14 protein-coding genes are annotated in these 12,901 nt (G+C 56.9%); 8 read left to right on the top strand and 6 right to left on the bottom strand.

Annotated features, from left to right (window positions below; genetic code table 11):
* Positions 1–3 precede the first annotated feature (3 nt).
* The gene (locus GEV01_RS15545) at positions 4–411 is read right to left on the bottom strand and encodes a hypothetical protein (RefSeq protein ID WP_152805994.1); all 408 of its coding nucleotides are present in this window, start codon (positions 409–411) and stop codon (positions 4–6) included.
* A 487-nt stretch (positions 412–898) separates the two neighbouring features.
* Here GEV01_RS15545 and GEV01_RS15540 point away from each other — a divergent pair, with 487 nt between their 5' ends.
* Positions 899–1,966, top strand: a complete 1,068-nt coding sequence (locus tag GEV01_RS15540) for a site-specific integrase (protein WP_174999392.1) — start codon at positions 899–901, stop codon at positions 1,964–1,966.
* Positions 1,967–2,054: 88 nt separating this feature from the next.
* Complete coding sequence (locus tag GEV01_RS15535) at positions 2,055–2,801, top strand: hypothetical protein (protein ID WP_152805989.1); 747 nt, start codon at positions 2,055–2,057, stop codon at positions 2,799–2,801.
* A 312-nt stretch (positions 2,802–3,113) separates the two neighbouring features.
* On the opposite strand, the gene GEV01_RS15530 is transcribed toward GEV01_RS15535, so the two are convergent.
* Positions 3,114–3,431, bottom strand: coding sequence for a hypothetical protein (locus GEV01_RS15530; RefSeq protein ID WP_152805986.1), 318 nt, complete (start codon positions 3,429–3,431; stop codon positions 3,114–3,116).
* 45 nt (positions 3,432–3,476) lie between these two features.
* On the bottom strand, positions 3,477–4,124 hold the full coding sequence (locus GEV01_RS15525; protein WP_152805983.1) for a DUF4755 domain-containing protein: 648 nt from the start codon (positions 4,122–4,124) through the stop codon (positions 3,477–3,479).
* 69 nt (positions 4,125–4,193) lie between these two features.
* On the opposite strand from GEV01_RS15525, the gene GEV01_RS15520 reads away from it, so the two are divergent.
* A complete protein-coding gene (locus GEV01_RS15520; RefSeq protein WP_152805980.1) occupies positions 4,194–4,610 on the top strand; it encodes a helix-turn-helix domain-containing protein in 417 nt (138 codons plus the stop codon).
* Between the two features lie 449 nt (positions 4,611–5,059).
* On the opposite strand, the gene GEV01_RS15515 is transcribed toward GEV01_RS15520, so the two are convergent.
* Together GEV01_RS15515 and GEV01_RS15510 are read right to left on the bottom strand one after the other, a co-directional pair.
* The gene (locus GEV01_RS15515; RefSeq protein WP_152805977.1) at positions 5,060–5,959 is read right to left on the bottom strand and encodes a helix-turn-helix domain-containing protein; all 900 of its coding nucleotides are present in this window, start codon (positions 5,957–5,959) and stop codon (positions 5,060–5,062) included.
* 286 nt (positions 5,960–6,245) lie between these two features.
* Complete coding sequence (locus GEV01_RS15510) at positions 6,246–6,911, bottom strand: PEP-CTERM sorting domain-containing protein (RefSeq protein ID WP_152805974.1); 666 nt, start codon at positions 6,909–6,911, stop codon at positions 6,246–6,248.
* Positions 6,912–6,944: 33 nt separating this feature from the next.
* Between GEV01_RS15510 and GEV01_RS15505 the strand changes: the two genes are divergently transcribed.
* Positions 6,945–7,568, top strand: a complete 624-nt coding sequence (locus GEV01_RS15505; RefSeq protein WP_217428417.1) for a DNA cytosine methyltransferase — start codon at positions 6,945–6,947, stop codon at positions 7,566–7,568.
* A gap of 8 nt (positions 7,569–7,576) precedes the next feature.
* Positions 7,577–7,894 (top strand): very short patch repair endonuclease, encoded by a 318-nt coding sequence (locus GEV01_RS31520; protein WP_152807057.1) that lies wholly within the window; start codon positions 7,577–7,579, stop codon positions 7,892–7,894.
* 970 nt (positions 7,895–8,864) lie between these two features.
* Here the strand turns inward: GEV01_RS31520 and GEV01_RS15495 are convergent.
* Positions 8,865–9,872, bottom strand: a complete 1,008-nt coding sequence (locus tag GEV01_RS15495; RefSeq protein WP_217428415.1) for a hypothetical protein — start codon at positions 9,870–9,872, stop codon at positions 8,865–8,867.
* A 174-nt stretch (positions 9,873–10,046) separates the two neighbouring features.
* Here GEV01_RS15495 and GEV01_RS15490 point away from each other — a divergent pair, with 174 nt between their 5' ends.
* The 3 genes from GEV01_RS15490 (at position 10,047) to GEV01_RS15480 (ending at position 12,856) form a co-directional block, all read left to right on the top strand.
* Positions 10,047–11,510, top strand: a complete 1,464-nt coding sequence (locus GEV01_RS15490) for a hypothetical protein (RefSeq protein ID WP_152805966.1) — start codon at positions 10,047–10,049, stop codon at positions 11,508–11,510.
* A gap of 25 nt (positions 11,511–11,535) precedes the next feature.
* The gene (locus GEV01_RS15485; protein ID WP_152805964.1) at positions 11,536–12,066 is read left to right on the top strand and encodes a transglycosylase SLT domain-containing protein; all 531 of its coding nucleotides are present in this window, start codon (positions 11,536–11,538) and stop codon (positions 12,064–12,066) included.
* Between the two features lie 196 nt (positions 12,067–12,262).
* Positions 12,263–12,856, top strand: coding sequence for a DUF4145 domain-containing protein (locus GEV01_RS15480; protein WP_152805961.1), 594 nt, complete (start codon positions 12,263–12,265; stop codon positions 12,854–12,856).
* Positions 12,857–12,901: the final 45 nt, after the last annotated feature.

The following is a 12,901-nucleotide window of genomic DNA, read 5'->3' as shown; positions in this document are numbered from 1 at the left end:
GCGTCACAGGGCTCCAGCTCGCGGCGGGCGCCGCCTGTGACGAGAGAGGCCCATTTCGGCGAAAACCTCGGCGACCAGCAAGTCGGCGTTTTCCCGCTCCCGATGTTTCCGGGCCAGCGAGCGGGCCACGGCCTCCCCGTCGGATTCCGGCTTCGGGCGGGGGCGCTCCCCCGCTTGGCAATACCACTCCGCCAAGTCGTCCATCTTCACCACCGGGACCGAGCCCAAATGGCGGTGCGGCATGCAGAACCGGCCCTCGCGGATCGAGGCGTAGATTGTCGGAGGGGCTAGGCCCAGAATCTTGGACAGGGTCGGAACCCGGACGAAGGCGGAGCCGATCCCAAACTTTTCCGCCAAATACGACTTGGCCCGCTCGCGTTGATCGCGCATCCCCTCGTTCTCGCTTTCCATGCCATCTCCCCATCGAGGCTTGGCCTGCCTCTCCAAAATGAAGGCCGGCCAGCCACGCAAAATCGACATCCGCCTGTCGCCCAGCGTTTGAATGCGATCCGACGTCGCCGTTCGTCCGCAACGCCCTTAAATCTTCGCACCGTTCGTCCGGTAAATTTATTGCTGCGCGCAGCAGTGCGTAGAAATCGGAGCAGGCAAATCTGTGCAAAACGCACAAAGATGAAGCATTTTTATTATTTATAAATTTAAAAAACGACCTATTTCCCCCCGATCCACCTCCAATGCTGCCCTGCACAGGGGCTGCCAGTGCTCCTTCATGCTCCAAAGCGCACCTTGTGGGGGTTGGCCTCCTTCGATTTAGTTGACGTGAGGTGTCGCCGTCGCAGCACTCCTTTTGTCGCGAAGCTCAAAAAAAATGGGCCGAAACGACTTTTGGACCGCCTATGTCTACGGCAGCGCTCTCGACAACAACCACAAGGAGAACCGCATGGCGAGCATCGTCGAACGAAAAAACAAAGAGACCACATCTTGGCAGGTCACCATTCGCATCAAGGGCTCCCCGAAAATCGTCCAAAGCTTTCCCTCCAAACCTGAGGCGGAAACCTTTGCCCGCGTCACGGAGCGAAAAATCCGCACCGGACGCGGCGCAGTTTTGCCGGAACGAGCTCTTGCAGCCACGGCCTTGGACTTTCAAAACGAGGAGCTTCGATCTGTCATCCGCATGTTCATCAGAAGCGAAAGGTGCAAGCCGCATTACAAAAAGATGGCCCCCAAGGTTTTGAAAGCGATTGGCGATGTCAAGGTGGGAGACGTGCGTCGAAGCTGGATCAAGGCCTATCTGACATCCATGAAGCCTAGACTGTCCCACATGGGACGGCCTTTGACGTGGGCCACGCTCAAAGGCCATCTTGGACTTGTCGGCTTGGCGATCCGTTGGCGGGCCAACGAACTGGACGTCGCGGTGCCGCAGTTCCCATTTTCCTCCGACCTGTTGCCCAAAGGGTGGCAAAACAATCGGGAGCGGCGGCTGTCCGAAACCGAGGAGAACGCTCTGATGGCGACGCTGGCCAAAGCCAAAATCGACGATGGTCAGAATCAATGGCCGCTCCTTGTGGGGCTGGCTCTTGAAACCGGAGCGCGCCTTCAAGAATTGATTTTGGCCACTTGGAGCGAAGTGGACTTGGCCGAGCGCCTTTGGACCCTTCCCAAAGAGCACACAAAATGCAAATATTCACGCGCCATTCCGCTCTCGGCCAAGGCCATGAGCATCGTGGCGCAGCTCATGGCCCAGCAAATGCTTGGCGATCAGCGCATATTTCACACCATGCTCAATCCGAAGGCCGTATCGCAGAACTTCCGGCTTCGAGTCAAGCACGCTGGCCTCGTGGACTATCGCTTCCACGACCTGAGGCACGAGGCGATCAGCCGCATGGTTCTCCGAAAACGCCAGCTCTCAGTGTATGAAATCATGAGGATCGCCGGCCACGGCAGCCTGGCCATGCTCAACCGCTACGCCAATCTGCGCGGCTCGGAGCTCGCCAGCCGCATGGAATGACACGCTTTGCATGCAGGGGCCGCTGCCTTGGCGGCCCTTTTCTTTGCGCTGGCTTCGGCCCGCGTCCACACTGAAACAAGGGAACCCCATGACTAGCAAAGAAAAATCAATTGCAGCCGGTGGCAAAAAAAATGCGTGGACCCGAGCAGGCGTCTCCGTCCGCCTCACCCGAGCCAGGATGCCAAAGCTTCAAAAATTGAAGGCGAACATGGACGAAGATGCAAACCCAATCGATGTGATCGACTTCGCCATCAACTCGGCGCTGACGAGCAACGATACTATGGACTGGTTGGGAGGCGGAAGTGTGGCCGATCTCGAAGAATCGGTATCCAAGCTGGCAAGGGAGACGCGCCATTCAAACGAGCGCCTTGCCGAGGTTTGCCGCATGCTTCCCTCGCTCGTGTCGTCTTTCGGGATGACGGCCGCTCCAAAATCCGATGGTTTCTCGCCCGCAGCGATTGAGTGGTTTTCCCCATCGGAGTGTTTGCGCCGCGAGGAAGCGGCAAGAGGCGCGGCGTGTGAAAGAGTCGCCCAAGCCGACGCGCGCTGGATCGGGACGGAGGCCGCCGGCAAATCTCATGTCGCGATGAGGTTCGAGGTGAAGTTCGTCGCAATGGACCGCCGGAATTTGAGATTGCGGGAAAATGCCGCCATGCCGGTGTTGGTGGATTTGATCTGGAACAACAGCGCGTTGGCCCGCGCGGACTTGACCGGCGGAGCATACCTCGTGTGGATGAAAAATTCTGGCGGCGGCTGGGATTGCAACGTATATGCCAAGCTATCCAACGGCGGATTTGGCGCGGCTCTGGACAAAGACGGCAAGCCAAGGCGCTGAGAAGTCTTCCACTCCTTCGCTGTGAGCTCAACCTGCCAGCCAAAATCGTTTGGCGCCTGCCCCCTCCTGATCCGAGGGGGCAGCTTCTTGCAAGCTTGGAATCGGGAGCGTCGTCAAGCCTTCCGGGGCGAGCCCCAAGCTCTTGTATCTACAAAAAAGCGGGCGCACCGCATTTGCACCGCACATTGGTGCGTCGGGTGTATAACCTCAAAAGGCTCGCAAACCACCGTCTCGTCACACATGTGTGGCACATCGGCACCGCGCAGCCTCGACGACGCCATGCGCCAGAATCCAACAGGCCGGCACGCCTCCTCAGCCGCCAGCGCCCAAGAAGACCCAGCCCTCACTCTCTTTTTTGAAGCGCCCGACAGCGTGCCCCATCGGGCCGTCGATCTCGCACACGAAGGCGTCCAGCTGCCCCTTCTCGCATTTGACCACTTTGACCTTCGCGAACTCGTCCTTCTGTTTTGCAGCGTCCGCTTTCCCCGCCATCGCTTCGAGCTGCCGCAGCATCGCGGCTTGGACGTCCGATTCGCTTGGGCCAGACTGGCCGCAGCCAGAGAGGGCCAAGGCCGCCAGCGCCGAGGCGGTCGCGATCATCACATTTTTGATCTTGTCGTGCATTGCCATTTAGTTCTCCATTCGATTGTTGTCTTGCGTTCTGCTCGGCGCGCGTCACGCCGCGACGCCGCCCTCGTTGATTTCTTGCTGCAACAGCTCCATCCACCGCGCTCGGACCATCGGCTCCTTCATCGCGACGCGCCACTGGGGCGCCTGCAAATCCTTGACTGTCAGGAACAGGCCGGTGTTGGCGCTGGCCTCCTTCGCCATCCGAGCGTTGGCTCCGGCCGCCGCGACATTGTTGGCTACGCCGAGGCCGCCAACGACGCGCCCGGCCGTCTGCGACTGGATCGCCCACTTGCGGATTTCGTCGTAGGGATAGATTTTCCAAGCCCCATCCGCCAGCACCCCGATTTGCCGCATCGAACGGTTCAACGCGATGCCCGTGCCATCCTCGGCGTGGTCGAAGCCAGTTCCCTGTGGGACGCCGACGGCGCCGAGCATTTCCCGATGCAGCTTTTCGCGCTGGCCGGCTCGGCGCAGCACGAACCAAACCAAGAGGCCCGTCGGCACCCAAGCGAAAGCGAACAGCCCCAACGCCGCCAGCCCACCGGGGGCGGCGGGGATGAACAGCGAAAAGAACAAGCCCCAAAGCACAAATATCGTCGCGAAAAATCCCATCTCTTTCTCCTTCTCCTCACGTTGGCACACGGGCGTCTGCCGTCCTGTCAAAAACGCATAATAAACCAAATTGGTTGACATTCAACCTTTTAAGTCCTTCAAAGCTTCTGGCCGGGTGTCCACCATTCAGGTTGAATCGAGGAAACCCAAATGTTCTACTTCTACACATACGACGGACAGCCGCCCCCTTCGGCCACCAGCGCGGAGGAGCGAGCCGCATACTTGCGCAAGGCCATAGGCCATGAAATCAGCACGGCCCGGCAGCGAGCCGGGCTGACTCAAGAATCCGTCGCCGAGCTCCTCGGCATCGGCCCCGAGGCCGTCTCGCGAATGGAGCGCGGCGTCGGCTCCGTCAACGCCGAGCGCTTGGTGGTCCTCGGCGAGATGTTTGGGTGCAGCTCCGCAGACATGCTGCTTGGCGCGAGCGACTCGCTGCCGGACCAAGCCGTCCTGATCGCCCAACAGCTAGCCAAACTCGACTCGGCCGACCGCGACATGGTCGCCGACCTCGTCAAGACACTGGCTCGCCGACTCGAGCCCAAGAAGCCGGGCAAGCCCAAACGCTGACTCGTCTGCGGATACACAAAGGCATACACGCCCCAGACGCAAGCCTGGGCAGACGCGCGCACCGCGCATGCACCGCATGAGTCCCATGCGCCACGTTGAACAGGCATCGCCCCGCATACACCTCATTGAGCTCGTTGAGCGCGCACCGCATGCGCGCCGCGCTGGCGTTGGCTGCTCTGTCGCCCTCTCCAACATGCAGAAGTTACAGGCCAGGCGTGGTCGCTGGCTTGAATCCATGCGACACGGTCGTCTTTTTCGAAAATGGCGCAAAGCTTTTCGGGCGTTCGGCAGCCAAGCATCGAGGCCCGCCGCTCCGACGAGCAAGGGACATGCGCGCCACATGCGTCTCGCGCGTCGAGTAGCCGTGCTGGAATGGGAAATTGAGAACCGCCAGCAGGATCGCCGCTTGGAATTAGGGGATTGGGGAGCTGAGGGGGGAATGTGGGACGCTACGTCCGCAGCGCGTGTCGTCCCGCTTCGCCTTCTCCGTCATAGCCTCCACATGAGGCTCGGGCGAGCGCGTCTGCCCGGAGCAGTCCCCGCAAAAGGCTTGGCTGCATTGCCGCCGAAGATTTGAAAGATCGGGTCATGTGGGAGAGGTCGGAGAAGCCCTCCTCGACAGCGATGGTGGTGAGGCTGGCATCAGAGCCTAGCCTGTCGGCGGCCCGGAGGATTCGGGCCGCTTGGCGGAGCGCCTCAGCGGTCACTCCTTCTGATTTCAGTTTGCGTTCGAGCGAGCGCTGGTGGCAGCCGAGCCGTTGGGCCAGCTCGCCAACGGACATCGAGCCCTCGGCCTCAAAGATCGCGGACGCCTCCGCCGCCGCCGAGTTGGAGACGCCAAGCAGCTCCGCCACGGTTCCAAGGCTTCGTCGCGGCGGCCCTCCAAGGCGGGCGTTCCTCTCCACGAAGCCAAGCAAGCCGTCGAACATGGCGAGGGTGCCCACGCGGCAGGGGCCGGGGTCAGGGGTTCCGATCAGCACGCGCCGCTGGGCCACGACCGCGCCGGAGCCCGGCCCGCCGCTCGGCAGGGACACGCTCGTGCGCACCGCGATTTTCGCCGAGGCGTTGTAAGAGTTGTAGGCGGCCACCACGACCTCTGGGCTCGACAGCATGCTGGTGGTCCTGACGCCGAGGGAGAGGTCCGTGAGAAGGAATTCGCGGACGGCGCTCTCGATCTGGCCCTCGGTGACGCCCTCGGCCGCGCGCGCGCGGCCCGCCGCGTTGTAGCGCTCGTAGGGGAGATGCCCGTCGATGACGTGGGCCACGGCCGCGACAAATCGCGATATGGGCGTCCATCCGGCCCGCCCTTCAAGGGCGTGGACCACGACATGGTAGGCGAGCGAATTCATGCAGGCGGTTGGCCTTCTCTCAGTTTGTCCAAGGGGCAGCTTTGACAAGCGCGTCCGCAAGGCCGAGAGCGACCCATTCGTGGGCCGACGGTTTTTCCTACGCGCGTGTGGACGTCGCGGCGAGCCCGCAGGATGCGTGGCCGCCGGATGTCAAATCGTCATTGCTTTTTTGCATATTACAACAGGCTGGGCACCTCAAGGTTGGCTCTTGCTCGGACTGTCGCTTGGCCCCGGAATTTTCCTGCGCTGTCGCATGGATTCAAGGTCTGGATGGAGCCTTGTGGTATCAGGCCAGAATGGAGGCGGCTTGGTCCCCGGCGCTTCGCTTGGCCGAGACCCAAATCACAGCCAGTCCCAGCGCGAGCAGCGCCCAAGAGGCTGGCTCGGGAACCGGCGCCGTCGGGAAATCCAGCGCCGCGACGGCCATCGGGCTGCCGGGGATCAAAGGCATGAGGTCGTATCCGAACGTGGCGCTTGGGAAGTAGTAGTCCGTGGTGAACAGCCCGACAGTGGTGGCTTGGAAGGCTGTGGCTTGGACACCGGAGAAGGCGGAGGAGATCAGGAAGCCCGACAGTGTTGAGCGCGGGGCGACACTGGCCGAAGCCGTGGAGGCGGAGAAGACCAAGGCTCCGGCTTCATGTCCGACATTGAGCCGGTCGTCGGAGACGATTTGCCACGTCCACCCTGTGGGGGCGGAGATGGATGCATGGGCGTCGGCGAAATACGGCACAACGAGGGTGGAGAGCGAGCCGTCGAAGGCGGACGGGCCGGAGGGGCAGCCGCCGGCGCTGGCCGCGATGTCGATGGTGAACACGCCGCCGGAGCTGGTTTTTGTCGAGGCGAGCGACGGGGCATCCGGCGTGCAGTAGCCGAAGCCCGCATGGCTTTGGGCGCAAGCGAACAGCAGAACGCCGGAGGCCAAAAGCAGGCGGAAGACGCGGAGAGTTTTCATGTTGGTTGCCTTTTAGATATTGAGGAACCCATTTTGGCCGCTCTGCGTCATCCCGTCTTGAATCTACGCGACAGCTTGCAAGCAGAGGCGACGGTCGTGTCGCCGGCTCCACAATTGGTCGCCCAAGGGCTGAAAAGCTCATTCAAGCCCATCTGGGCAAACGACATCGATGGCAAAAAAGGCGCCGTCTACACCGCAAACTACACCAAGACGCATTTCCACTTGGGATCGATCTCGGATGTCGCTGGCGCAGAGCTGCCGTCGGCGACGCTCGCATGGACCTCGTTTCCTTGCCAAGACCTGTCGCTGGCGGGCGTGGCCGGGGACATCCGCGCCAAGCGCAGCGGCTTGGTTTGGGAGTGGCTCCGCATCATTGACGAGATGGGAGACGACGCTCCGCCGCTTCTCGTGGCGGAAAACGTGTTGGGTCTCGTATCGTCCGCTGGCGGCGCGCACTATCGCAAGCTGCACGCGGCTCTGGTCGAGCGCGGCTATCGCGTCGGCACGATGCTGCTCGACGCCGTGCGCTTCGTGGAGTTTTTCAACTCGCAGCCGTTCAAGCTCAACTACGACGCCCGCCGAACACTGGCCTCCGTGATCCGCAACTTGCTGGACCAAGCTCTCCAACGACAAAAGAAGTCGCCGGGCTCCTTGTAAGGAGCCTCCTGCGCAAGCTGGGCCAGACTGGTTACTGCCTCCACCGCGACGACATTCCCGGCAAGCCCGATATCGCTTGGATCGGCAAGAAGCGGGCCATCTTTATCAATGGCTGCTTCTGGCATGGTCACACATGCGCTCGCGGTCCACGACAGCCAAAAACGCGTGCTGAGTATTGGCGAACCAAGATCCAGCGAACGCAGCGACGTGACAATGCAAACAAAGAGAGACTAGCATCCGATGGTTGGAAAGTGCTTGTATTGTGGGAGTGCGAGTTGAAAAACAAGGCTCTCTTGGCTGAGAGGCTAGTTTCTTTCCTTGCATGAAAGATTAGAGTCCTGCCTTAATGTCCTTGCGTCTTTTTGAAATGGGATAAGAAAGTAGTGGAGAGCTTGACTCGTTTCAGATGGCATGAGAAACACTTCACATTCCGTGGAGAGCGAAATGTCACAAGAAAAACACGTCAACTCAATTAAGGAAATCATCCTTAATTCCGTCAACCGCAATGTTGACGAGGTCTTGTCCCGCTTCATATTGGAGTGCAGCCACCTGCACGCGAACTCACCGACAGCCGAGTCCGCCACTCAACTGGAATGTGTCAAAGCTGTCTGTAAAGAAATTCGGGCATGTATGCAAGCGATAGATGCACGGTCAGAATTTCAATGTGATCTCGATACCTTTACCTCGCTTGAAATATTTCCACTATCACAGCAGATTTAGCAGAGATTTAATTTTCTCCATCAGCAGTCCATCTTTGAGGCTCCGAAGGTTCGCCGCCTTGGGTATCACTTTAGTATGATTAGCCCCATTGTTGTCAGTGTAGTGGACTTCGATATCTCCATTGGCTAGAAAAATTATTTGGTTAATTTTCATATCCATATCCAAAATGTAATTGCATAAAATATAGCATCAATAGATGGTTTTTTGTGAAACAGAAAGTGATACACTTCTCGCCACACCCTTGAACAAAGCGCCCGGAAGCCACAATCCGCGATTGCCCTTTAGGTTCAATGGCTTGGCCTGAACAGAGCTTCGGCGAGACACTTATCCTGTCCCCGCAACCAAATTCAGGAAGAAGCCGTTGACTCTTTAGGGAGTCAACGGCTTTTTTCTTTCCGGGTGTGCCACTGAATGAGCCACCATGCACATTAAAGCACCTCGTCTCCTCATCAATCGCCACGGCGTTTATTATTTCCGCTACAAAGCCGAAAGCGTCAAGAAACGCATAAATCGATAGTGGGCAGCTCGGCCCATTCGTCCTGAACTTAAGGCTCTAGGCGAGAATGTCTCGCTCACTCAAGGAATTTTAGCCCTGAGACGATCGTGGTCAGCGTGAATCTGAATGCCGACATCCCAAAAGACCAATCGGCAAGTCTCGGCAAATTCATCGAAGACCTCGATGCCGGACCAGCTCCCAAAGGTCTCGTAGAGGGTATTGAGCTGCTCGATGCTTTCTTCTTCGAGCAGGCTTGCAAGCCACGTCTCACGAAGAAATTGATAGGACACAGGATCGAACTGCTCCAGACTAATGCCTCGTCCTGCGGCACTTCCGAGTGAATACCCAAGCAGCTTAAAGAGGTGCCCAAAGGACGATGTAAGTTCAGAAAAGAGTTGCCCCATATCCCCATGATCGCGCCATGATTCGATGGCCTTTGCAACGTTCTCCCGAACGGTTGGATACTCCTTCACGACCAGCTCAAATTGGTACCGCTCGACATCGGGCTGGATGGTCTTAGTCGATCGCCTATTCGCTGAATATTCGTCCCATAACCAGATCATGGGGCCAAACATACGATTTGTTAGCGGGCGGCCCGTCATCTGATCGTGCCAGCCAGGCATCGACTTCCGCACGGCTTCATCGTGCACGTGGCAAAGTTCGTGATGGAGCAAATTAATAGTAAATTGAGCCATACCCTCAGGCCCATCGATCAGATATCTGAACGTTGATGCAGGCAACAGCAAAATGCTTCCCTCCGCTGTCTCAACGATGCGACCACCAGAGGTGCTGTTTTCAGTTTTCGTGAGCCGGATCTCTCGACCTAATTCGGCAGCTAGCTGCTCCGCTCCCTCGTATATGTCCTCAGCCACGACCCATCGAAGTAGGCGACTGAGATCTAACGCAGGGTCCAGCCGCTGAATCAACATCGTGACGCACTTCGCCGCCAACTGACAGTCCATGGTGGCCGAATCACTTCCCAATAGCTCGCGGAAGGTAGAGGTCAATGATGCCTCCTCATTGCTCTCGTTCGGATTTTGTTCCGCAATCGATATGGGCGTTAAAAGATCCTCGTGCTCAGCACTCATATAGGGCCATCCTTGGGTATAGAGAGAGGTGGAGATCATAGACGATCCAAGGTTTGTATTGTTCGTCTCTAAGAGGCTCTTTTAATGAGCCTACATTGAGCTTGCTTCTTGAATGCTAGCGTCTGACGAGGACAACAAAGCTGTCGTAAGAATAAAAAATACAAAGATCTCTCCGTGGAAAAGGATTATTATCATTTGATAATTATCAAAACAATACCAAAAAAACTGGGGAACAATATGCACCTGATGCCACTTCGTCGCATTGTTGCTGGAACTCGTCCTAACGAAATACACATGCACTTCACCAAGTGCCTTGCTCCTTCACGTTCGCACGTCATGAAAGCAGTATCCGTTGTCTTGATTGCCGCGATGTCTAGCGGTTGCAGCGTGATGCCGAGTCAAGTGGCCGGCCCAGATATCAAACCGGCAGGACCCGATGAGCGAAAAGCAGGCCTTAAAGCTCAGTATGTATTGAACGGGAAATCGGTTATTTACGATAAAGCCTTCGATGAGTCTCCTGCCATCATGCCGGTGGAGACCTCCATCAACGGTGTGCAAAGTCAGGCAATGGCCATGAAGGGAGCCTATTTGGACCGCCAAAAATATTTACTTGGCGAAATTGATGTCGTGAGCAATTTCCAGTTCGTGGGGATAGTGGTGTCGGCGATCGGTGTGGCGACCAAAAGCAACGCAGTTCGAAACTCGGGCGCGGGTGCTGCAGGCCTCTCTAATTTGTGGAGCAGCCACTACGCCCTCACTGTGCAGGCCGTGAATTACGGCTTAGCCGCACAGGCGATGGATTGCCTCTCTACTGAGATTTCATCAGTTGCTCCGTCCTTCTGGCAGTTGGCCTATACCCCAGAGGGTGTATTCAAATCGTCTCGTGCAGACTTCGTATTGGCTGGTGTCAGTGAAGCAGATACAAACACCGCATACAACGCCCTCACTGGCATGTATGTCAGCCTGCACAGTGCAATCGGAAAAATAGACTTGAAGCTTCGCACCTTGCAAAGCAAGGTCGTGCTCTCCACCGTTACCGTGGCCGACATTCAGAGTGCTGTGACAGGGCAGGCCGCCGCGAAAAAAGGAGCGGATGCTACCGATGGAAAACCACTGCTGGACGCAGCAAAAAATGCGGCCCAGACGGCTCAACAGGCTGCAAATGAAGCTCAAAAAAACGTAGCCGATAAGAAGGCTGAATACGATCACGCAGTGACGTTAACAGACCGTGCAAAAGACAAGTTCACAGCCGAGGACAACAGACTTCAGAACGCTAAGGAGAAAAGCTTCACTGCACAAGCCGATCTGAGCGAGTTCGACTCTGTGCAAATGAACACACAATCTGTCACACCGCAGAACCAGAAAAATCTCATCCAGAAGAGACTATCGGATGCGGACTCAGAGAAGAGACAGTCGCAGAGAAGAAGGGATTGGTTAAAAAAAACTTTGGATGACGAGAGTGTCAAGCTCAGCCAATTAAATCTTGAGCTCAATAATCTTCAGGCCGCAGCAGCGACCGCTAAAAAAGAGGCAGAAGATAAGCAGAATCTTGTAGATCTCCTTAAATGGGGCGTCGTTGGCAGAGCCTCGCAAGTGCCGGCAAACGTAAATGCATGTGTGGTGGCAATGGGTAACTAGACCTCTACGATAACGAGGCCACGTCATGAGCGAACAAATCGTTTTATCTTGGGACCAAAAGCCTGAGCGAAAGGCTTGGTCCAAGCAGCTTCTAGGCTCTGTTCAGGCCAACTTAACGAGTTTAGAACTAGGGAATCCTGATGGCTTCATTCAAGGCTACAGCGGGCTCTCAGCTGATCTGAAATTGAAGTTCTGGTCTGAGCTGATTGTCGCGATGGCGTTTCGTGAATCCAGTTGGAATCCTCATAGCATTTATCACGAGCCACCACCGTTGGGCATCGATTCGATAGGACTCCTTCAGCTCAGCTATGAGGACGAAGGACCTTATGGTCTAGAGCCATTGAGCCGTCAAGCCCATAGCTTAGAAGATCCGCTCGTCAATCTACGTTGCGGGGTCACGGTATTGGTTAAGCTTCTCGCCCACGATCACGTTGTGGAGCTCACCAGCGGGAGCACCTACAAAGGAGCTCCTCGTTATTGGTCGGTGATGCGGCCAGGCCCGAAGCATCACTTAGAAGAAATCCGAACGAAAGTGCGAACTGCTGTTCATCTGTAGTCCGGTTCGCGATAGCGGAGTGATTCAAAGCGGTAGCCTTTAGGAGTGAAAATAGTGGAAGACGAAAGCAAGGAAGACTCCATCGAAAACAAGACGAAGGGCCATATACGACAAGTGCTTTGCTTGGAGTGTAAAAGGCCTACCCGTCATCTCGTCACGGTATCGCTTGATAAGGACGGTTCGGCTTGGAATCGGCATGAGGGATGGGATGTATCTTGGACCGAGCACTATCAAATTCTCGAATGCCAGGGGGGCGACAGTCTCGTTTCGCCATGCTAGCTGGTTCTCAGAGAATCAAGCTCCCGGCGAGGATGGGACCATCGAGCGGTTATACCCGTTAAGAAAAGAGAGCAGTCTGATCGCTCGACCCTTCCAAAATGTGCCCACTGCACTACGCAGGATCTACTCCGAATCGGTTGACTGCTTCAACTCCGAGAGCAATACGCTATGTGCTGCTGGGTTGAGGGCGTTAGTAGAGGGCATCTGCTCAGCACAGGGCATTGCTGACGGCCCAGTGGAGGTCCAGGAAAAAGGTGGCTGCGCCAAAATCGTTCGAAGAGCGGATCTGAGCGGACGCATAGCCGGCTTGCATGAGCGAGGGCTGCTGACCAAGGCTTCTGCGGATACCCTTCATGAGCATCGTTATCTCGGTAATTCTGCGGTTCATGAGTTGGCAAGGCCCGCCGACATGGAGCTGAAGCTAGCCGTCGAAATCCTCGAACACACGCTCGACGCCTTATATGAAATGCCCAAGAAAGCAGCACAGTTGAGATCAAAGCGTAAGCTGTAACTTAGCGGCATTAGGCTCTGTGTGAACAGTTCAAGTAGAGCATCC

Source organism: Rugamonas rivuli, from assembly GCF_009380165.1.
GTDB lineage: Bacteria > Pseudomonadota > Gammaproteobacteria > Burkholderiales > Burkholderiaceae_D > Rugamonas > Rugamonas rivuli.
The sequence above is the reverse complement of the archived record's forward strand: the minus strand, read 5'-3'. Positions and strand labels throughout refer to the sequence as shown.